Source organism: Leisingera daeponensis DSM 23529 (assembly GCF_000473145.1).
In the GTDB taxonomy this organism is placed as follows: Bacteria; Pseudomonadota; Alphaproteobacteria; order Rhodobacterales; family Rhodobacteraceae; genus Leisingera; species Leisingera daeponensis.
The window spans coordinates 1,045,579-1,065,032 of record NZ_KI421500.1; the positions used below are offsets into that span (position 1 = coordinate 1,045,579).

General features: G+C 65.0%; 16 protein-coding genes and 1 tRNA gene. 11 read left to right on the forward strand and 6 right to left on the reverse strand.

From position 1 onward, the window contains the following. Window positions 1-166: 166 nt before the first annotated feature. The 5 genes from DAEP_RS0105500 to pdxH form a co-directional block, all read right to left on the reverse strand. Window positions 167-3,811, reverse strand: a complete 3,645-nt coding sequence (locus DAEP_RS0105500; protein WP_027243952.1) for a vitamin B12-dependent ribonucleotide reductase — start codon at window positions 3,809-3,811, stop codon at window positions 167-169. Window positions 3,812-4,534: 723 nt separating this feature from the next. Beyond that, window positions 4,535-4,611: transfer RNA gene (locus DAEP_RS0105505), tRNA-Pro, on the reverse strand. 43 nt (window positions 4,612-4,654) lie between these two features. After that, a complete protein-coding gene (locus DAEP_RS0105510; protein ID WP_083792698.1) occupies window positions 4,655-5,131 on the reverse strand; it encodes a DUF192 domain-containing protein in 477 nt (158 codons plus the stop codon). A gap of 4 nt (window positions 5,132-5,135) precedes the next feature. Beyond that, complete coding sequence (locus tag DAEP_RS0105515; RefSeq protein WP_008553943.1) at window positions 5,136-5,675, reverse strand: cold-shock protein; 540 nt, start codon at window positions 5,673-5,675, stop codon at window positions 5,136-5,138. A 133-nt stretch (window positions 5,676-5,808) separates the two neighbouring features. Next, window positions 5,809-6,414 (reverse strand): pyridoxamine 5'-phosphate oxidase, encoded by a 606-nt coding sequence (pdxH, locus tag DAEP_RS0105520; RefSeq protein ID WP_027243953.1) that lies wholly within the window; start codon window positions 6,412-6,414, stop codon window positions 5,809-5,811. A gap of 135 nt (window positions 6,415-6,549) precedes the next feature. On the opposite strand from pdxH, the gene fabI reads away from it, so the two are divergent. From fabI to trpE, 5 genes are all read left to right on the forward strand, one after another. After that, window positions 6,550-7,353 carry an enoyl-ACP reductase FabI gene (gene fabI / locus DAEP_RS0105525; protein ID WP_008555022.1) on the forward strand — a complete coding sequence of 268 codons (804 nt, stop codon included), beginning with the start codon at window positions 6,550-6,552 and terminating at the stop codon, window positions 7,351-7,353. Window positions 7,354-7,424: 71 nt separating this feature from the next. Next, window positions 7,425-7,928 (forward strand): xanthine phosphoribosyltransferase, encoded by a 504-nt coding sequence (gpt, locus tag DAEP_RS0105530; protein WP_027243954.1) that lies wholly within the window; start codon window positions 7,425-7,427, stop codon window positions 7,926-7,928. A gap of 168 nt (window positions 7,929-8,096) precedes the next feature. Further along, entirely contained in the window at window positions 8,097-9,272 is a 1,176-nt protein-coding gene (locus DAEP_RS0105535) for an aminotransferase (RefSeq protein ID WP_027243955.1), read from the forward strand. A 118-nt stretch (window positions 9,273-9,390) separates the two neighbouring features. Then, a complete protein-coding gene (locus DAEP_RS0105540; RefSeq protein WP_027243956.1) occupies window positions 9,391-11,232 on the forward strand; it encodes a peptidyl-prolyl cis-trans isomerase in 1,842 nt (613 codons plus the stop codon). Window positions 11,233-11,247: 15 nt separating this feature from the next. After that, entirely contained in the window at window positions 11,248-12,759 is a 1,512-nt protein-coding gene (gene trpE, locus DAEP_RS0105545) for an anthranilate synthase component I (RefSeq protein WP_027243957.1), read from the forward strand. A gap of 83 nt (window positions 12,760-12,842) precedes the next feature. Here trpE and DAEP_RS0105550 read toward each other — a convergent pair whose 3' ends face one another. Next, complete coding sequence (locus DAEP_RS0105550) at window positions 12,843-14,438, reverse strand: divergent polysaccharide deacteylase family protein (protein WP_027243958.1); 1,596 nt, start codon at window positions 14,436-14,438, stop codon at window positions 12,843-12,845. Between the two features lie 192 nt (window positions 14,439-14,630). Between DAEP_RS0105550 and DAEP_RS0105555 the strand changes: the two genes are divergently transcribed. Genes DAEP_RS0105555 through DAEP_RS0105580 form a run of 6 tightly spaced genes read left to right on the forward strand, consistent with a single transcriptional unit; the run spans window position 14,631 to window position 19,361 of the window. Continuing rightward, on the forward strand, window positions 14,631-15,212 hold the full coding sequence (locus DAEP_RS0105555) for an anthranilate synthase component II (RefSeq protein WP_027243959.1): 582 nt from the start codon (window positions 14,631-14,633) through the stop codon (window positions 15,210-15,212). Continuing rightward, the gene (gene trpD / locus DAEP_RS0105560) at window positions 15,209-16,228 is read left to right on the forward strand and encodes an anthranilate phosphoribosyltransferase (RefSeq protein WP_008554551.1); all 1,020 of its coding nucleotides are present in this window, start codon (window positions 15,209-15,211) and stop codon (window positions 16,226-16,228) included. The genes DAEP_RS0105555 and trpD overlap by 4 nt, the downstream gene beginning before the upstream one ends. After that, the gene (locus DAEP_RS0105565; protein WP_027243960.1) at window positions 16,225-16,896 is read left to right on the forward strand and encodes a uracil-DNA glycosylase; all 672 of its coding nucleotides are present in this window, start codon (window positions 16,225-16,227) and stop codon (window positions 16,894-16,896) included. Before trpD ends, DAEP_RS0105565 begins: the two co-directional genes overlap by 4 nt. Beyond that, window positions 16,893-17,705, forward strand: a complete 813-nt coding sequence (trpC, locus tag DAEP_RS0105570; protein ID WP_008556883.1) for an indole-3-glycerol phosphate synthase TrpC — start codon at window positions 16,893-16,895, stop codon at window positions 17,703-17,705. The genes DAEP_RS0105565 and trpC overlap by 4 nt, the downstream gene beginning before the upstream one ends. Before the next feature lie 12 nt (window positions 17,706-17,717). After that, window positions 17,718-18,188, forward strand: coding sequence for a cyclic pyranopterin monophosphate synthase MoaC (gene moaC, locus DAEP_RS0105575; protein ID WP_027243961.1), 471 nt, complete (start codon window positions 17,718-17,720; stop codon window positions 18,186-18,188). Then, window positions 18,189-19,361 (forward strand): molybdopterin molybdotransferase MoeA, encoded by a 1,173-nt coding sequence (locus DAEP_RS0105580; protein ID WP_027243962.1) that lies wholly within the window; start codon window positions 18,189-18,191, stop codon window positions 19,359-19,361. It begins immediately after the preceding gene. The last annotated feature ends 93 nt before the right edge of the window (window positions 19,362-19,454 follow it).

Here is a 19,454-nt window from a genome sequence, read left to right on the forward strand (position 1 = left end):
CGGTCAGGCTCCTTCATTGACTGCCCGAAAGTATTTTCTTACCTGGGCCATCCCGGTGTTCAGAACGGGCGCACCCGTTCCGGATTTCATGTAAAACAGGCTTGGCCTGCTTCCGGTTATTTTTGCGGCGCCGCCGGGGGTATGCCGGCGCCGCAGGCAGAGGTCCTCAGCTGCAGCCGGAGGTTCCCCCGCAGGTGTTGCATTTCATGCAGGTGCCGTTGCGCACCAGCGTGTAGTTGCCGCATTCGCCACAGGCTTCGCCCTCGTAGCCTTGCATTTTTGCCTTTGTGCGCGCGTCCATCCCGCCAGTGGTTTGCGCCGGTGCTTCTGTCGTTTCCGGGATCAGCGCTTGCAGCGCTGCCACGGGATCTGTTCCGGTGCCCAGCAAACCCGCGTCCAGCTGGCCGCCCTGCAGCACAACCAGTTCCTGCGGCAGACGCTTGCGCAGATAGCCGGTCGAGGAGATCTGCTTCAGCACTTCCAGCGACCGGGACGCCGCGCTTTCGCTCAGCTCCGAGAGGTTCGACACGCCTTCTTCCTCGCCGCGGCCCAGATCGTCGAAGGTCGCGCCTTCGGGCTTCACATGCGCCAGATCGGTGCGGTCGAGATAGGAAACCGCCAGTTCGCGGAACACGTAGTCGAGGATCGAGGTCGCGTTCTTGATCGAGTCGTTGCCCTGGACCATGCCCGCGGGCTCGAACTTGGTGAAGGTGAAGGCGTCGACGAACTCCTCCAGCGGCACGCCGTACTGCAGGCCGACCGACACGGCGATGGCGAAGTTGTTCATCATCGCCCGGAAGCCTGCGCCTTCCTTGTGCATGTCGATGAAGATTTCGCCGAGGTTGCCGTCCTCGTATTCGCCGGTGCGCAAATACACCTTGTGGCCGCCGACAACCGCCTTCTGGGTATAGCCCTTGCGCCGCTGCGGCATCTTGGTGCGGTGTGACTTCAGCACCTCCTTGATGACCACTTTCTCGACGATCTTTTCAGCCAGCACCGCGGCCTTTTCGTGGTTCGACCCGCTCTCCAGCACTTCGGCCGCGTCGTCGTCATCCTCGACCAGCGCCGCCGCCAGCGGCTGGCTCAGTTTGGAGCCGTCGCGGTACAGCGCGTTCGCCTTGATGCCAAGGCTCCAGCTCAGCTCATAGGCTTTCTGGCAGTCTTCGATGGTGGCCGAGTTCGGCATGTTGATAGTCTTGGAAATCGCACCGGAGATAAAGCTCTGGGCCGCGGCCATCATGTAGATATGGCTGTCAACACTCAGGAAACGCTTGCCTTTTTTGCCGCACGGGTTGGCGCAGTCAAAGATCGCGTAATGCTCTTCCTTCAGGTGCGGCGCGCCCTCCAGGGTCATGGTGCCGCAGACGTGGTCATTGGCCGCGTCGATGTCCTTCTTGGTGAAGCCCAAGTGGCGCAGCAGGTCGAAGGTCGGATCGTTCAGCTTAGGTCCCGGAATGCCCAGAACGCCAGTGCAGAAATCCTCGCCCAGGGTCCACTGGTTGAACACGAAACGGATGTCAAAGGCCGCCTCCAGTGCTGCGTCCACCTTGGCCAGCTCATTGGGGCCAAAGCCGTGACCGGCCAGCGACGTGTGGTTGATCGCAGGCGCATTGCCGATGGAACCATGGCCCACCGCGTAGGAAACGATCTCCTCGATCTGGGCAGAGCTGTAGCCCAGCCCCTCCAGCGCGGACGGCACCGAGCGGTTGATGATCTTGAAGTAACCGCCGCCCGCAAGTTTCTTGAACTTCACCAGGGCAAAGTCCGGCTCGATCCCGGTGGTATCGCAATCCATCACCAGGCCGATGGTGCCGGTGGGCGCAATCACCGTGGTCTGGGCGTTGCGGTAGCCGTGCTTCTCGCCCAGCTCCAGCGCTTCATCCCAGGCACTGGCGGCCAGATCGGTCAGCAGCGCATCGGGGCAGCTCGCGATGTCCAGCGGCACTGGCTTCACGGACAGCGCCTCATAGCCGTCGGCGTTGCCCTTTGCAGCGTTGCGGTGATTGCGGATCACCCGCAGCATGTGATCTGCGTTTTTCGCATAACCCGGGAAGGCGCCCAGTTCCGCCGCAATCTCGGCCGAGGTGGCATAGGCGACGCCTGTCATCAGCGCGGTCAGCGCACCGCACAGCGCCCTGCCCTCGTCCGAGTCATAGCTGTAGCCCATGTTCATCAGCAGCCCGCCGATGTTGGCATAGCCCAGGCCAAGGGTGCGGAAGTCATAGGACCGCTGCGCGATTTCCTTGGACGGGAACTGCGCCATCATCACCGAGATTTCCAGCGTCAGCGTCCACAGACGGCAGGAATGCATGAATTCATCCGCCTGGAACAGGCCTTCCTTCAGGAAGCTCAGCAGGTTCAGCGATGCCAGGTTACAGGCGGTGTCGTCCAGGAACATGTATTCCGAACAAGGGTTTGAACCGCGGATTTCACCGTCTTCCGGGCAGGTGTGCCATTCGTTCACGGTGTCGTGGAACTGGATGCCCGGATCGGCGCAGGCCCAGGCCGCATGGCCGACCTTTTCCCACAGATCCCGGGCCTTCACCACCTTGGCAACTTTGCCGTCGGTGCGGTTGATCAGCTCCCAGTCGGCGTTCTTTTCGACCGCGTGCAGGAAGGCGTTGGTCACCCGGATCGAGTTGTTGGAGTTCTGCCCGGAAACGGAGCTGTAAGCTTCCGAATCCCAGTCGGTGTCATAGGTCGGAAACTCGATCGCGGTGTGGCCCTGCTTGGCGTAGTCCAGCACCCGCTTGATATAGGTTTCCGGGATCGCCACCTTCTTGGCTTCGCGGATCGCCTTCTTCAGCGCGCTGTTGACCGCAGGGTCATAGGCATCCGCCTCCCCGCCGTCCCAGCTGCGGATCGCCTCGAAAAGGCCGTTCAGCATCTTCTCGTGCATTTTGGAGCCCGCGACGATGGACGCGACCTTTTGCTCCTCGATGACCTTCCACTGGATGAAGTCTTCGATATCCGGGTGATCGGCGTCGACGATCACCATTTTTGCTGCCCGACGGGTTGTGCCGCCTGATTTGATGGCGCCCGCCGCGCGGTCGCCGATTTTGAGGAAGCCCATCAGGCCCGAGGATTTGCCGCCGCCTGACAGCGGCTCGCCCTCGGCGCGCAGGTGGGAGAAATTGGTGCCGGTGCCGGAGCCGTATTTGAACAGCCGCGCCTCACGCACCCACAGGTCCATGATGCCGCCGTCCTTGACCAGATCATCGGAGACCGACTGGATGAAGCAGGCGTGCGGCTGGGGGTGCTCATAGGCGCTGTCCGACTTGGTCAGCTTGCCGGTCTTGTAATCGACATAGTGATGCCCCTGCGCAGGGCCGTCGATGCCATAGGCCCAATGCAGGCCGGTGTTGAACCACTGGGGCGAGTTCGGCGCAGACCGCTGGGTCGCCAGCATGTAGCGCATCTCGTCGTAATAGGCGCGCGCATCCTCCTCGGAGGAGAAATAGCCGCCCTTCCAGCCCCAATAGGCCCAGGCGCCCGCCAGACGGTCGAACACCTGCTTGGAGGAGGTTTCACCGCCCAGTTCCGCGCCCTCTTCGGGGACAGAGCGCCACAGGAATTCCGGCACGCCCTTTTCGCGCACCTTCTTCAGGCGGGAGGGCACGCCGGCCTTGCGGAAATACTTCTGGGCGATGACATCGCTCGCCACCTGGCTCCAGGACGCGGGGATTTCAATGTTGTCGAGACGGAAAACAATCGTCCCGTCCGGGTTGCGGATTTCCGAAGTGGCCGAGACAAAGGCCAGATCGGCATAGGCATCCTGTCCGGGTTTGGTGAATTTCCGTTCGATCTTCATGCTTTGCCCCTTCTCAAGCACTCGTCGTTCATGTGTCGCGGTGCCCCCGCACCATCCAGCCCCGGCCGCAGACCGCACAAACATTCCTGCGCCCGCCGCATCTGGCGCACTTGAGGCCCTCGCCGGCCATTCTTCCCAGGACTGAGTGCTGTTTTTCAGCGTTGTTGCTGCGGCTCTAGAACCCACCAGATTTAGTGCCACCGCAACCGGTGAACACAATTTGGCGTATTCTGACACAAGGGGTCAACGCTAAATTTACGTCTTGGAAAGGATCTTTGCTGTTGACGCTTTCCGCGGTTTGCCGGGTCGCTCAAACCGCTTCGATTCATCCACAGGCCAGCTTCATTTCCGCACCTTCCGGCCTGCTGGCCAAGACCCGGATTTTCTAGTGTCAGGCAAGTGACTTGCCGGCTTCCGGGCGAAACACGCCGGCTTTGAATACCGGGCCGTGACAGGATTTTTTCAACACCTCCCAAGGCGGTAGCGGGAAAAAGCGTTAACGGTGGCCTTACCGTGGCGTCACGCAACCGGCGGCAAGCCGTCTGCGCAACTATTAAGATTTTGACGCGCCTCCGCAGCAATTGATTAAAGAAGCCTTAACAGGAGGTTAAGAAGGTATTAATGCTCCTGATTGCAAAGGCATTCTATTGCTCTCCAAAAACGCGAAACGATTCCCGCAGGGCTGCTGCCCCGCGAAGATTCGCCACTATATTTGGTGTGGAATGGTCGGGGCGGCGAGATTCGAACTCACGACCCCCTGTACCCAAAACAGGTGCGCTACCAGACTGCGCCACGCCCCGGACCGTGCGCCTTCCTATCTCCGCCGGATGGATTTGAAAACCCCTAACAGGGCCAAACTGCGCCGCTGCCGGAAAAAATTTCGTGCCGCATCTGACTGCCAGCAGAAATGCCATAGCGGCGCGCCAGCCCGCCGTTGATTTCCAGCACCGCAAATACCTCATCGCCGCCCGGGATCGGGGTCAGGTCGCCAGGCACGGCGTTGCTGTGAACCGAGGTGACCCGGCCCTGCTGATCCAGGAAAATGATGTCGAGCGGGATCAGGGTGTTCTTCATCCAGAACGCGGCCGGCTGCGGCTGACCGTACACAAACAGCATCCCTGCCCCGCGCGGCAATGACTCGCGGAACATCAGGCCCTGCGCCCGTTCGGCTTCGCTGTCGGCAATCTCGACCTGAAAGGCTGTCTGTCCCCAGGCGCCGCGAAGCTCAACCCGCTCCGGTGCGCACTCCGCCGCAAGCGCGGGGGCGGCCCACAAGGCTGCAGCGGCACACCAGCTCAAAGGAACCAGACGCCGCCCCATGATCTCAGTCCGCGCTGCCGGGCATCAGCGCGGCCTCCCAGGCCAGCACTTCAACCGCCATGCGGCCGCGCTTGCCGTCGATCACCCGCATCGCCAGCGCTTCGCCGGGCTGCAGGTCGGCAAGGCCCGACTGGCGCAAAACCTCTACGTGCAGGAACACATCCTCGCCGCGGCCGAACACATTGGCAAAACCGAAGCCCTTGCCCTTGTCGAACCACTTGACCCGCGCCGGCTCCAGCGGCTCGCTTTGCAGGCTGTCCATGTCCAGCTCGGCAAAATCGCTCAGCACCGGGGTGTCGTCGCGTTCGGGCGGCATGATGGACAGCACCTCAACCGCCTGCACGCCGCGGCCGGTCTGATGCGTGACAATCTCAATCCGGGCCCCGTCCGCAACAGAGCTTTGCCCGAAATTACGCAGCACATTAACGTGGAGAAGAATGTCCGGGCCGCCCTCGTCAGATACGACAAACCCGTAACCTTTAGCCGGGTCGAACCACTTCACCAGCCCCTGAACCTGCTGCAAGCTGCTGAGATCTTCTGCCACTTAAATCACCCACCGCGTTTTATTATTTTTGATGAAGCCCTGATGCGCGATTCTGGCCTCGGATTTCAAGCTAAAAAGTCTTGAAATTGTCGTGAAACTGCTATTGACCCTAGGGAAACCATAACCATTTCAATCAAGGGTTAAGTCGGAGAATTTCCCACTCTCCGGCGCTTTCCTTACGGCGCCACCGGAAGCGGTCATGCAGCCGGAATGCGCCATCTGCCCAGAATTCGATTTCCACCGGCGTCAGCCGGTAACCGCCCCAGAACGGCGGCCGCGGCGGGTTCGGGCCCTTGGCGGCCGTCACCTTTGCCACTTCCGCCATCAGGGCGCCGCGGCTGTCCAGCGGCTGCGACTGCTTCGAGGCCCAGGCGCCCAGTCGGCTCTTGAGCGAGCGGGACTTGTAGTATTCATCTGCCTGCGGGCCGTCCTCGCGGCTGATCGTGCCGCGCACGCGGATCTGGCGGCGCAGCGATTTCCAGTGCATCACAAAGGCCGCCTTGCCGGCCTGTTCCAGTTCCTGCGCCTTGGCGCTTTCGTAGTTGGTGTAAAACACAAAAGCGCCGTCCTCGATGTCCTTCAGCAGAACCATCCGGGTATTCGGCATCCCCGCGCTGTCGACCGTGGCCAGCGCAATGGCATTGGGATCATTGGCTTCGGTCTGCTCCGCCTCTGCCAGCCAGGCGCGGGCAATGGCAAACGGATCCTCGCCTGCAAAAATTCCAGATCGGTCAGACATTTCTGCACCTCTTCATGGGGTTTAGCTGCAACCTATGCAGCTTCCTGCCCGGCGGCAAGGGCGTGAACCCTTGAAGCGGCCCGCCCGGCATACTAAACACCGTCTAATTCAAGAGATCACAGGCGGAGAACCTGCATGTCTAGTCAACTGATGGCCGGTAAGCGCGGCCTCATCATGGGCCTGGCCAACGACAAATCCATTGCTTGGGGGATCGCCAAGGCCTGCGCCGATGCCGGCGCCGAGCTTGCCTTTTCCTATCAGGGCGAAGCGCTGAAGAAGCGTGTCGGCCCGCTGGCCGAACAGCTGGGCAGCGATATCGTCCTGCCGTGCGATGTGTCGGACGAGGCCTCGATCGACGGCCTGTTCGCCGAGCTGGAAGCCAAATGGGGCAAGCTGGACTTCGTCGTTCACGCCATCGGCTTTTCCGACAAGAACGAGCTGCGCGGCCGCTATGTCGACACCAGCCGCGGCAATTTCCAGATGACCATGGACATCTCGGTCTTTTCCTTCACCGCGGTTGCGAAACGCGCCGAGAAGCTGATGAGCGAAGGCGGCTCGCTGCTGACCCTGACCTACTACGGTGCTGAGCAGGTTATGCCTCACTATAATGTGATGGGTGTGGCCAAGGCCGCGCTGGAGGCTTCGGTGAAATACCTGGCCGAGGATCTGGGCAAGGACGGCATCCGCGTCAACGCGATCTCTGCCGGCCCGATCAAGACCCTGGCTGCGTCTGGCATCGGCGATTTCCGCTACATCATGAAGTGGAACGAGTACAACTCGCCGCTGCGCCGCAATGTGACCATCGGCGATGTCGGCAACTCGGCGCTTTACCTGCTGTCCGACCTCAGCTCCGGCGTGACCGGCGAGAACCTGCACGTCGATGCCGGCTATCATGTGGTGGGCATGAAGGCGGTGGATGCACCGGACATTTCGAAGTAAAAACACATACCGGGCCCGGACAGCACACCGGGCGCCGGCAAGCTGACGCGATCTCGCGGGGAGCAAGAAATATGACTGACCGTTTGCCGCACGAAAAAGGCTTTCACATCAGCTGGGATCAAATCCACCGCGACAGCCGCGCGCTGGCCTGGCGCCTGGACGGGCAAGGCCCCGACGGCGGCGCATGGCGTGCCGTGGTGGCGATCACCCGCGGCGGCATGGCGCCGGCCATGATCGTCAGCCGCGAGCTGGACATCCGCACCGTCGACACCATCTCGGTGCGCTCCTATCACCATCAGGCCCAGGGTGAGGCCGAGGTGCTGAAAGCCCCGGATGTGAGCCTGATGGGCGACGGCGAGGGCGTGCTGATCATCGACGACCTGGTCGACAGCGGCAAAACCCTGGAACTGGTCCGCGAGATGTACCCCAAGGCGCATTTCGCAACCGTCTATGCCAAGCCCAAGGGCCGCCCGATGGTGGACACCTTCATCACCGAGGTGAGCCAGGACACCTGGATCTTCTTTCCGTGGGACATGGCGCTGCAGTATGTGGAGCCTTACCGCGGCAAGGACTGATCCGGCCCCGGCAGAAAAACCTGCAAAGGCGCGCGTCACAGCGCGCCTTTTTCTTTGGCCCTGCCCGCGCTGCCCGTTAGCGCTTGAGCTGTCTAGGCGGCCGTGCCAGACATAGGCCGGCGCCCGGTCCGGCGCGCCTGTCACCTCAGCCGCAGCCCGGAGCCGCTCATGCCCCTGCCCCGCACCCAAGCCACCTTTGTCTCGCCCATCGTCGAATCGCGCCGCTGGGTGGCCGGGGCCGTGTTTCCGCCGGACCGCCCGCTGCTGAACGTGAGTCAGGCCGCCCCGGCCGAGGCCCCGCCCGAAGGGCTGCGGCAGGCGCTGGCCGATGCGGCGCTGAACGACGTCTCTGCCCACCTCTATGGCCCGGTGCTGGGCAATGAGCCGCTGCGCCGGGCGCTGGCACAGCAGATCTCCAGCCATTACCAGGCGCAGGTGCAGACAGAGCAGGTCGCCATCACCTCCGGCTGCAACCAGGCCTTTGCCGCCGCCATCGCCGCCCTCTGCGGTGAAGGGGATGAGGTGATCCTTCCGGTGCCATGGTACTTCAATCATAAAATGTGGCTGGATATGGCGGGCGTCACTGCGGTGCCGCTGCACGTTGGCCAAGGAATGCTGCCGGACCTCGCGGCGGCCGAGGCGCTGATCACGGACCGCACCCGCGCCATCGTGCTGGTAACGCCCAACAATCCCTGCGGTGCCGAATACCCCGATGGCCTGGTGCAGGCCTTCTTCCGCCTTGCCCGCGACCGCGGCCTTGCGCTGATCGTGGATGAGACCTACCGCGATTTCGACAGCCGCTCGGGCGCGCCGCACGGGCTGTTTCAGCTGCCGCACTGGGACCAAACGCTGATCCATCTCTACTCCTTTTCCAAGGCCTACCGGCTGACCGGCCACCGGGTTGGCGCCATCGCAGCCTCTGCCGCGCGAATGTTCGAAATGGAGAAGTTTCTCGACACCGTCACAATCTGCCCCTCGCAGCTCGGCCAGGCCGGCGCGCTTTGGGGGATTGAACACCTGCAGGAGTGGCTCGCGGGCGAACGCCAGGAGATCCTGAACCGCCGCGCCGCGATCGAAGAGGGCTTCCCGGTGCTGGCCGCCAAAGGCTGGAAACTGCTCGGATGCGGCGCCTACTTTGCCTATGTGGAGCATCCCTTCGACAAGCCGTCCGAGGAGATCGCCAAGCTGCTGGTGGCACAGGCCTCGGTCCTGATGCTGCCCGGCTCGATGTTCATGCCGGCAGGCGACCCGGACGGCGCCCGCCAGTTCCGCATCGCCTTCGCCAATGTGGACCGGACGGGCATCCGCACTCTGTTTGACCGCCTTGCGGCCTTTAACCCCTGATCATCCGGCAGTTTGATCCGCAACCGTCTTGCCCCTCTGCGGGCAGCCGCGTATTCAGTCAGCGGCATTTCCCGCTGCCAGGCAAACGCTTGCGCGGCAGAACACTAAAGAGGGCATCATGGCCGCAGGCATGAAAAAGCTATCCAAAACCTTTGTCTGGATCCTGATGGGGATGCTGATCGTCGGCCTTGCCGGATTTGGCGCGGTGAATTTCACCAGCTCCTCCTCCTCCGTTGCCCAGGTCGGCGATGAGGAAGTCAGCATCGGCAGCTATGTGCGGGAACTGCAGCGTGAACAGCGCGCCTTGCAGGCCCAAACCGGCCAGGCGGTGACCATGGCGCAGATGAGCGCCTTTGGCATGGACCGGATGGTTCTGGGGCGGCTGATCTCCCTGGCGGCGCTGGATCACGAATCCAGGCAGCTGGGTCTGTCGATCGGCGATGACAACCTGATCGAGGAACTGTCGGCCATTGACGCCTTTAAGAACGTCAGCGGCGGCTTTGACCGCGAGGCCTACCGGTTCGCCCTGCGCAATGCCGGCCTGACCGAGAAAGAATTCGAAGACGACCTGCGCCGCGAGGCGGCCCGCACCATGGTGCAGAAAGCGATGCTGTCCGGCACCAAGATGCCCGCAACCCTGACCGAGACACTGACCAGCTTCATCGGAGCGCGCCGCAGCTTCTCTTACGTGCAGCTCAATGCGGCCGATATTGCCCTGACCGCCGAGGCGCCGTCCGATGCGGACCTGCAAGCCTTCTACGAGGCCAATCAGGACCAGTTCATGCTGCCGGAAACCAAGGTCATCACCTACGCGGCCCTGCGCCCCTCCACGCTGCTGGATGAGATCGAGGTGGACGAGGCCCAGCTCCAGCGCCTGTTCGAGGACCGTGCCGATCAGTACCAGGTGCCCGAACGCCGCCTGGTCGAACGCCTGGTCTTTGGCAGTGAGGACGCCGCAGCCAGCGCCAAGGCGCAGCTCGAAACCGGCGGCGCCACCTTTGAAAGCCTGGTCGAGGCCCGCGGCCTGACGCTGCAGGACACCGACATGGGTGACGTCGCCATGGGCGATCTCGGCGCCGCAGGCACTGAGGTGTTTGCAACCCAAGTCGGCGATGTGGCAGGCCCCCTGCCCTCCGACCTCGGCCCGGCGCTCTACCGCGTGAACGGCCGTCTGGAGGCGCAGATCACCACCTTCGAGGACGCCAAGCCGGAGCTGATCGAGGAGCTTGCCTCCGACCGCGCCCGCCGTCTGGTGGAGTCGCAGGCCGAGGATATCGACGACATGCTCGCCGGCGGCGCCACGCTGGAGGAGCTGGCCACCGAAAGCGGCTTGGAGCTGGCCCAGATCAACTGGACCGAAGACACCAGCGACGGCATCGCCGCCTATGAGGCCTTCCGCACGGCCGCTGCCGCCGTTACCGCCGAAGACTTCCCGGAGGCCGGCTTCCTGGAGGACGGCAGCCTGTTTGCGCTGCGCCTCGATGACGTCCTGCCGGAACGCCCGGAACCCTTTGCCGATGCCAAGGACAAGGTTCTCGCTGCCTGGCAGGCGGACCGTCTGGCCAAGGCGCTGAAGGATCAGGGCGAGGCCGTGCTGGCCCAGGCCGAACAGGCCGGCGGCTTTGCCGAAGGCGCTGATGTCAAAACCGAACCCGGCCTGACCCGCACCGCCTATATCGACACCGTGCCGGAGCCGCTGGTCGCCCAGGTCTTCACCATGGAAACCGGCGATTTCCGCTTGGTGCAGGACGCGGACTCTGCTGTGGTGGTGCGTCTCGACGCCATCCTGCCGCCGGAGCAGAGCGATGACATGACCCTGCTCACCCAGGCGCTGCAGGCACAGCTCGACCAGTCCCTGGCCGAGGAGCTGTTCGAGGCCTATGTGCAGGACGTTCAAGCCCGCGCCGAACCCCGTGTCGACCAGCAGGCGCTGAATGCGGCGCAGGCAAACTTCCAGTAATCAAGGCAAGCACCCATGGCCCTGACCCCCGATTTCGACAGTTTTGCCAAGGCCTATGGGGCCGGTGAAAACCAGGTCGTCTACACCCGCCTTGCCGCCGACCTCGACACGCCGGTATCGCTGATGCTCAAGCTCACCGGCGCCCAGAAGGACGCCTTCATGCTGGAGTCGGTGACCGGCGGCGAGGTGCGCGGGCGCTATTCGATCATCGGCATGAAACCGGACCTGGTTTGGCGCTGCCACGGGGAGCAGTCGTCGCTGAACCGCTCGGCCCGGTTCGATGCGGATGACTTCACAGCCCAGGATGGCAACCCGCTGGACAATCTGCGGGCGCTGATTGCCGAAAGCAAAATCGACCTGCCCGACGATCTGCCGCAGGCCGCGGCCGGCCTCTTCGGCTACCTCGGCTATGACATGATCCGGCTGGTGGAGCATCTGCCGGACGTGAACCCCGACCCGCTCGGCCTGCCCGACGCGCTGATGCTGCGCCCCTCGGTCATTGCCGTGCTCGACGGGGTCAAGGGAGAGGTCACCGTGGTCTCGCCCGCCTGGGCCAGCGACGGCCAGACCGCCAAGGCAGCCTATGCCCAGGCCGCGGAACGGGTGATGGACGCGGTGCGCGACCTGGAACGCGCCATGCCCGCCGAAAGCCGCGACCTCGGCGACGCCGATGAAGTTGCGCCGCCAGTGTCGAACTTCACCAAGGAGGGCTACATGGCCGCGGTGGAGAAGGCCAAGGACTACATCCGCGCAGGCGACATCTTCCAGGTGGTGCCGGCGCAGCGCTGGACGCAAGCGTTCCGCCAGCCGCCCTTCGCGCTCTACCGCTCGCTCAGGCGCACCAACCCGTCGCCCTTCATGTTCTACTTCAACTTCGGCGGCTTCCAGGTGGTGGGCGCTAGCCCTGAAATCCTGGTCCGCGTGTTCGGGCAGGAGGTGACCATCCGCCCGATCGCCGGCACCCGCCCCCGCGGCGCCACCCCGGAGGAAGACAAGGCGCTGGAGGCCGATCTGCTCGCCGACAAGAAGGAGCTGGCAGAGCACCTGATGCTGCTGGACCTCGGGCGCAACGACACCGGCCGGGTATCCAGGATCGGCACCGTGCGCCCGACTGAGAAATTCATCATCGAACGCTACAGCCACGTGATGCACATCGTCTCCAACGTCGTGGGCGAGCTGGCAGAGGACAAGGACGCGCTGGACGCCTTCTTTGCCGGGATGCCCGCAGGCACCGTCTCCGGCGCCCCCAAGGTGCGCGCGATGGAGATCATCGACGAGCTGGAGCCGGAAAAGCGCGGCATCTACGGCGGCGGCGTCGGCTATTTCTCGGCAGGCGGCGACATGGATATGTGCATCGCGCTGCGCACCGCCATCGTCAAGGATCAGACTCTCTATATCCAGGCCGGCGGCGGCGTGGTGTATGACAGCGATCCGGAAGCGGAATATATGGAAACGGTCCACAAATCGAACGCCATCCGCCGCGCCGCGGCAGATGCGGCCCGCTTCACCGGCAACGGCAACCGCTGACACATCAGCGCTGCCGCCGCCGCTGCTTCATCTTTCCCGAAGCACTCCCGCCGGAGGCAACGGCGCCCGCTCAGGGCGCCGTTTCACTTGGGCGGCAGCTGCGCTTCCAGACTGGCCGAGACAGGCGCCAGCGCCACCCGGGCAGCCCGGTCCTCCAGACCCCAGATCAGCAGCGCCGAGATCGTATCTGGGCGCAGCCGGCCCAGCATGATCACCGACCCCTCCTGGCCGGCCCGGAACGCGGCCTGATCCAGAAACCGGCGGATCGCCCTGGGGGTCTGGCCCGCCCCGTCGAAATCTCGGAACACCACACCGGCAGGCACGCCATCGCGCAGCGCCAGCCGCTGCACCGTATTGAGGCCGCTGTTCTGCGTCACCAGCCCATAGCCGGCCGAGGCCGCCATCGCCGCCACCTGGTCCGCCAGCGGCCGGTTGCCCTGCACGCCGGTCTCCACCCCCTCGAGGATCGCAACCGCTTCGGGCACCCTGCTGCGCCAGACCTCCAGCGCCATCTCGGCATCCTGCGGCGTGGCCGCGCGCGGCAGATCCGCCAGCATCAGCACCTCGAACCCGGCCGCCCGGCGCGCCGCCATCTTGGCCTCCGCATCCGGATCGCCGGGGTCGATGGCAAAGCTCAAGGGATAGGGAAACGCCGCCAGCGCCTCGGCGCCGACAGCGCCCGCATCATCAATCAGCACGATCGACATCAGCGGCCGGTCCTCCGGGTTGTGAAACGGCTCGGAGAAGGCCTGGAACGGCGGGTTGTCCAGAGGCTGCGCCGCGGCCAGCGCGATCTCCTGCGCGTCGTCCCGGTCGGTCAGCGGAACCACCGGCGTGCCGATGCGGGGCGCCAGCGCCTCCTGCTGCGGCGCTTCGGCTGCCGGCACGGCTTCTGACGGCAGGGCCTCATCACCGGCGCTGGCGTCCGGAACGGACGGCGCCGCGCCGATCACCGGCAGCGTGGTCGCCTGCGGCGCCGCGCCGATATCGGGCGCCAGCACCGCCGCCGCGGCCTGGGTATCCGGCGCGTGCCGCACCGCGGGCAGCGGCGCTGCATCCTGCGGCTGCGCGGCGGCGGCATCCGGCTCCTGCGCGGGCTGTTCCGGTTCCGGTTCCGGTGCCGGATCAGTTGCCGCTATCACGGCGGCCTCGCTGCCGGGCGCCTGCGGCGCCGAGGGTTTGGCGGCCTGCGGCTGGTCCTCTCGGCCGCCCTGGTCCAGCCCCGGAGCGGCTGCCGGCGCCGGGCTGCTGCCCTCCAGCGATGTGGCGGCAAGGCCGACCTCAGGCTTGCCCGCTGGCGCGGTATCCGCCCCGGCCAGCGCGCTCAGATCGTCGCCGCTGCCGGTTGCGGCCGGCCCTGCGGGCTGCGCCTCCACCAGATCGGCATCCCGCCCCTGGCCGTTGCCGGGAATCTCTGCGGTTTCACTGCCGCCATCCGGCAACTGCGGCGCATCGCCCGGCTCATGCACCGCCGGGTCCGGCTGGACCGCTGCACGGTCCTCTGCGGGCTGCGCCTCTGCGGGCTGCGCCTCTGCGGGCTGCGGCGCCGCGGCCGCCTGGTCTTCGCCCGGCTGGCCGTCCGGTCCGCTGACCGGCAGCGGCACCGACAAAGACAGCATCGCCAGCCCGCCTGCGGCCAGCAAAGCCCCGACACTCACGCCGCCCAGAAATCCACGCATGCCTGTTTTGCCTCTCAATCCGTATGATCGTGCTGCGCCGTTCCGGCCTGCAGGGATGGGAGCCCGTTACCGGCCCTCTCCCGCAATCGCCTATCCTGCCCTTGACGCTGCCCCGTATCCCTGAACATGTATGTTCCGACCACTATACTGCGGCGCGCCCCCGGCCCGCCACCCTTAAAAGAGCCCGCTACGATGCTGCTGCTGATCGACAACTACGATTCCTTTACCTACAACCTCGTGCATTATCTGGGCGAGCTTGGCGCGGAAATGGAAGTGCACCGCAACGATGCCATCAACGTGCAGGAAGCCATGGCGATGAAGCCCGCAGGCATCCTGCTGTCGCCCGGCCCGTGCGATCCGGATCAGGCCGGCATCTGCCTGGCGCTGACCGAGGCGGCGGCTGAGACCGGCACCCCGCTGCTGGGCGTCTGCCTGGGCCATCAGACCATCGGCCAGGCGTTCGGCGGCAAGGTGGTGCGCTGCCATGAGATCGTGCACGGCAAGATGGGCAAGATGCACCACAACAACACTGGCGTTTTCAAAGGCTTGCCCTCACCTTTTGAAGCGACGCGCTATCACTCCCTCGTGGTGGAGCGCGACAGCCTGCCGGATTGCCTGGAGATCACTGCAGAGCTGGACGACGGCACCATCATGGGCCTGCAGCACAAGGAATTGCCGATTCACGGTGTCCAGTTCCACCCCGAATCCATCGCGTCCGAACACGGCCACGCGCTGCTGAAAAACTTCCTGGACGTTATGAAGGTGCCCGCATGAGTGACCGCCTGAAGCCGCTGATCGGGGCCGCTGCCGAACGCGCCCTGACGCGCGAGGAGGCGGAAACCGCCTTTACCCTGCTGTTTGAGGGCGAGGCCACGCCCAGCCAGACCGGCGGCCTGCTGATGGCGATGCGCACCCGCGGCGAAAGCGTTGACGAATACGCCGCCGCCGCCGCCGTGATGCGCGCCAAATGCAACCCGGTGAAAGCGCCCGCCGGCGCGATGGACATCGTCGGCACCGGCGGCGACGGCAAGAACACCCTGAACATCTCCACCGCGACCGCCTTTGTGGTTGCAGGCGCGGGCGTGGTGGTGGCCAAGCACGGCAACCGCAACCTCAGCTCCAAATCCGGCACCGCAGACCTCCAGTCCCAGATGGGCATCAACGTGATGGTCGGCCCGCAAGTCGTTGAAAAAGCGATCAATGAGGCCGGGATCGGTTTCATGATGGCGCCGATGCACCATCCCGCGGTGGCACATGTTATGCCCACCCGGCAGGAGCTGGGCACCCGCACCATCTTCAACATCCTCGGCCCGCTCACCAACCCGGCCGGCGTCAAACGGCAGCTGACCGGCGCCTTCCGCCGCGAGTTGATCCGCCCGATGGCCGAAACGCTCAAGGCCCTTGGGTCAGAGCGAGCCTGGCTGGTGCACGGTTCTGACGGCACGGACGAGCTGACCATCACCGGCATCAGCTGGGTCTCCGCGCTGGAGGAAGACGGCAGCATCCGCGAGGTGGAGCTGCACCCGGAGGACGCGGGCCTGCCGGTGCACGGCTTTGACATGATCGTCGGCGGCACGCCTGCGGAAAACGCCATGGCGTTCCGGGTGCTGCTGCAAGGCACGCCCTCGGCATACCGCGACGCGGTGCTGCTGAACGCGGCCGCAGCGCTGGTGGTGGCCGGCAAGGCCGCTGACCTCAAGGACGGCGTGGCCCTTGCCGCCGAGTCCATCGACAGCGGCGCCGCCAAGGCCAAGGTCGAGGCGCTGGCCCGCATCACCTCAGCCGCATGACCGGCGTCCCGTCCGGGCTGGGCCGCTGGGCCGGCCTGCCCTTTTTCACGGAGCACTGGCCCGGTATCGCAGCCGCCCTGCAGGCGGACCCGCGCGACGTCCTGCCGCCCGCGCCTCAGCGGTTCGCCGCGCTGGAGCTGACACAGCCGGAGAACACCCGCGTGGTGATCCTCGGCCAGGACCCCTATCCGACGCCCGGCCATGCCCACGGGCTGGCCTTCTCGGCGGAACCCGGCGTGCGCCCGCTGCCCCGGTCCTTATCCAATATTTACAAGGAGCTGGAAGCCGATCTTGGCGTGTCCCGCCCGAATGGCGACCTGCGCGGCTGGGCCCGCCAGGGCGTGCTTTTGCTAAACACCGCGCTGTCGGTCCCTGCCGGCAGCGCCAATGGCCACAAGCACCTCGGCTGGCACCATCTGGTGCATCAGGTGCTGGCGCTGACGTCAGAGCGCCCCACTGCGTACATTCTCTGGGGTAATGCAGCCCAGAAGCTTGAAAAACATATCAAAACGGGCGATCACCTGATCTTGAAAACCGCGCATCCCTCGCCCTTGTCGGCGCGGCGCGGCTTTTTTGGGTCCAGGCCCTTCTCAAAAGTGAACAATTGGCTCGCCGCCCGCGGTGAAGCCGGCATAGACTGGAACGCAGGAACGGAGGCAGCGGTATGACCCAAAACGTGCTGGACAGGATCAAGGCCTACAAGCTTGAGGAAGTTGCCGCGGACAAGGCCGCCAAACCGCTGGAGGCGGTCGAGGCCGAGGCGCGCGAAGCCTCCCCGGTGCGCGGCTTTGCCGACAGCCTGATGAAGGCCAGCCGCCAAGGGTACGGGCTGATTGCGGAGATCAAGAAAGCCAGCCCCTCCAAGGGCTTGATCCGCCCGGATTTCGAACCGGCAGAGCTGGCAAAGGCTTATGAGGCCGGCGGTGCAACCTGCTTGTCGGTGCTGACCGATACCCCCAGCTTTCAGGGCGCCAAGGCGTTCCTCACCCAGGCCCGCGCGGCCTGCGCGCTGCCCGCGCTGCGCAAGGATTTCATGTATGATACCTACCAGGTGGCCGAAGCCCGCGCGCTGGGGGCCGACTGCATCCTGATCATCCTGGCCTCGGTCTCCGACGATCAGGCACAGGAGCTGGAGGACGCTGCCTTCGGCTGGGGCATGGATGTGCTCTTGGAGGTGCATGACGCCGAAGAGCTGGAGCGCGCCTGCAACCTGAAATCGCCGCTGATGGGCATCAACAACCGCAATCTCAAGACCTTCGACACGACGCTGGACACCACCCGGCAGCTGTCGCGCATGGTGCCGGCCGACCGCACCATTGTCTGCGAAAGCGGCCTGTCGACGCCTGAGGATCTGGCCGAAATGGCCCGCTACGGCGCCCGCACCTTCCTGATCGGCGAAAGCCTGATGCGGCAGGACGACGTCGCCGCGGCCACCCGCGCGCTGCTCGCCAACCCGCTGACGCCCGGCATGATGTAAAGGAGGCAGCCCATGAGCCTCACCCATTTCGACACCAAGGGCGACGCCCATATGGTCGATGTCACGGACAAGGCGGTCACCGCGCGCATCGCCACCGCCGAAGGCCACATCACCATGGCGCCGGAAACCTTTGAAATCATTTCCGAAGGCCGCGCGAAAAAGGGAGATGTTCTGGCCGTGGCCCGCCTGGCCGGCATCATGGGCGCCAAGAAAACGCCGGACCTGATCCCGCTCTGCCACCCGCTGCCGGTGACCAAGGTCGCGGTGGAGCTGACGCTGGACCCGGATCTGCCCGGCGTCCGGATCGAGGCCACCGTCAAGACCACCGGCCAGACCGGCGTCGAGATGGAGGCGCTGACCGCCGTTTCCACCGCTGCACTGACCGTTTATGACATGGCCAAGGCGGCGGACAAGGCGATGCAAATCGGCGGCATTCGCGTCACGCTGAAAGATGGCGGAAAATCAGGCAGGTACGAGGCATAAATGATCCCCGTCAGCCAAGCCCTCGCGCATCTTCTGACACTGGTCTCCAATCTGGAATCCGAAGATGTCCCCGTGGCGGAGGCCGCGGGCCGGGTTCTGGCCCGGGACATGCACGCCCGCCGCGACCAGCCGCCGTTTTCCGCCTCCGCCATGGACGGTTATGCCGTCAACGCGGCGGAGGTCGAGAGGCACGCGATGTTCAAGGTGATCGGAGAGGCCGCCGCGGGACATGCTTTTGACGGCCGCGTCGGCGCGGGCCAGGCGGTGCGCATCTTTACCGGCGCCCCGGTACCCGAGGGCGCAAGTTTCGTTGTAATTCAAGAAGATGTAAGCCGCACCGGCGATCTTATCACCATCACGGATGACCCTGGCGCAAACCCCAACATCCGGCCGCGCGGCGGCGATTTTACCGATGGCGAAACCGTCACTGCGCCCCGGCTGCTGAGTGCTGCGGATGTCGCCCTGCTGGCCGCGATGAACATTCCCAGCGTTCCGGTCACGCGCCGCCCCGAGGTGGCGCTGATCTCCACCGGGGATGAGCTGGTAATGCCGGGCGCGGACCCCGGCCCGGACCAGATCATCGCCTCCAACACCTTCGGGCTCAAAGCGATGCTGGAGGGCTTTGGCGCCCGCGCCCGCATCCTGCCCATCGCGCAGGACACCGAAAGCGCGCTGCGCACCGCTTTTGGACTGGCAGAGGGCGCCGATCTGGTGGTGACCATCGGCGGCGCCTCTGTCGGCGATCACGATCTGGTCGGCAAGGTGGCCCAGGATCTGGGCATGGAGCGCAGTTTCTACAAGGTTGCCATGCGCCCCGGCAAACCGCTGATGGCGGGCCGGATGGGATCTGCGGCCATGGTGGGCCTGCCCGGCAATCCGGTGTCCGCCATGGTCTGCGGCCACGTCTTCCTGGCGCCGATGGTCCGGGCGATGCTTGGCCTGCCGGACGCGGGCCAGCAGCTGCTGAACGCCCGGCTGGCGGAGCCGCTCGCCGCAAACGGCCCGCGGGCGCACTATATGCGGGCCCGCGCCGCCGACGGGGTCATCCGCGCCTATCCCGACCAGGACAGCTCGCTGCTGACGGTACTGGCCGAGGCCAACGCCCTTCTGATCCGCCCGCCCGGGGACAGCGCCCGTGTCGCAGGTGAGCCTGTGCAATACCTGCCGATCTGAAGCCGCCTTCTCTTTGCAAAAATACCCTCACGGCAGGCCCGCGCCTGTGGCACGCCCATTATCTGGCACAACCGCAAGCGGCCATGTTGACAC

Bases quoted from the DNA above. Each gene is read 5' to 3' on its own strand.
- DAEP_RS0105500 (WP_027243952.1), bottom strand. From the start codon at position 3,811: ATGAAGATCGAACGGAAATTCACCAAACCCGGACAGGATGCCTATGCC.
- DAEP_RS0105510 (WP_083792698.1), bottom strand. From the start codon at position 5,131: ATGGGGCGGCGTCTGGTTCCTTTGAGCTGGTGTGCCGCTGCAGCCTTG.
- pdxH (WP_027243953.1), bottom strand. From the start codon at position 6,414: ATGTCTGACCGATCTGGAATTTTTGCAGGCGAGGATCCGTTTGCCATT.
- fabI (WP_008555022.1), top strand. From the start codon at position 6,550: ATGTCTAGTCAACTGATGGCCGGTAAGCGCGGCCTCATCATGGGCCTG.
- gpt (WP_027243954.1), top strand. From the start codon at position 7,425: ATGACTGACCGTTTGCCGCACGAAAAAGGCTTTCACATCAGCTGGGAT.
- DAEP_RS0105535 (WP_027243955.1), top strand. From the start codon at position 8,097: ATGCCCCTGCCCCGCACCCAAGCCACCTTTGTCTCGCCCATCGTCGAA.
- DAEP_RS0105540 (WP_027243956.1), top strand. From the start codon at position 9,391: ATGGCCGCAGGCATGAAAAAGCTATCCAAAACCTTTGTCTGGATCCTG.
- trpE (WP_027243957.1), top strand. From the start codon at position 11,248: ATGGCCCTGACCCCCGATTTCGACAGTTTTGCCAAGGCCTATGGGGCC.
- DAEP_RS0105550 (WP_027243958.1), bottom strand. From the start codon at position 14,438: ATGCGTGGATTTCTGGGCGGCGTGAGTGTCGGGGCTTTGCTGGCCGCA.
- DAEP_RS0105555 (WP_027243959.1), top strand. From the start codon at position 14,631: ATGCTGCTGCTGATCGACAACTACGATTCCTTTACCTACAACCTCGTG.
- trpD (WP_008554551.1), top strand. From the start codon at position 15,209: ATGAGTGACCGCCTGAAGCCGCTGATCGGGGCCGCTGCCGAACGCGCC.
- DAEP_RS0105565 (WP_027243960.1), top strand. From the start codon at position 16,225: ATGACCGGCGTCCCGTCCGGGCTGGGCCGCTGGGCCGGCCTGCCCTTT.
- trpC (WP_008556883.1), top strand. From the start codon at position 16,893: ATGACCCAAAACGTGCTGGACAGGATCAAGGCCTACAAGCTTGAGGAA.
- moaC (WP_027243961.1), top strand. From the start codon at position 17,718: ATGAGCCTCACCCATTTCGACACCAAGGGCGACGCCCATATGGTCGAT.
- DAEP_RS0105580 (WP_027243962.1), top strand. From the start codon at position 18,189: ATGATCCCCGTCAGCCAAGCCCTCGCGCATCTTCTGACACTGGTCTCC.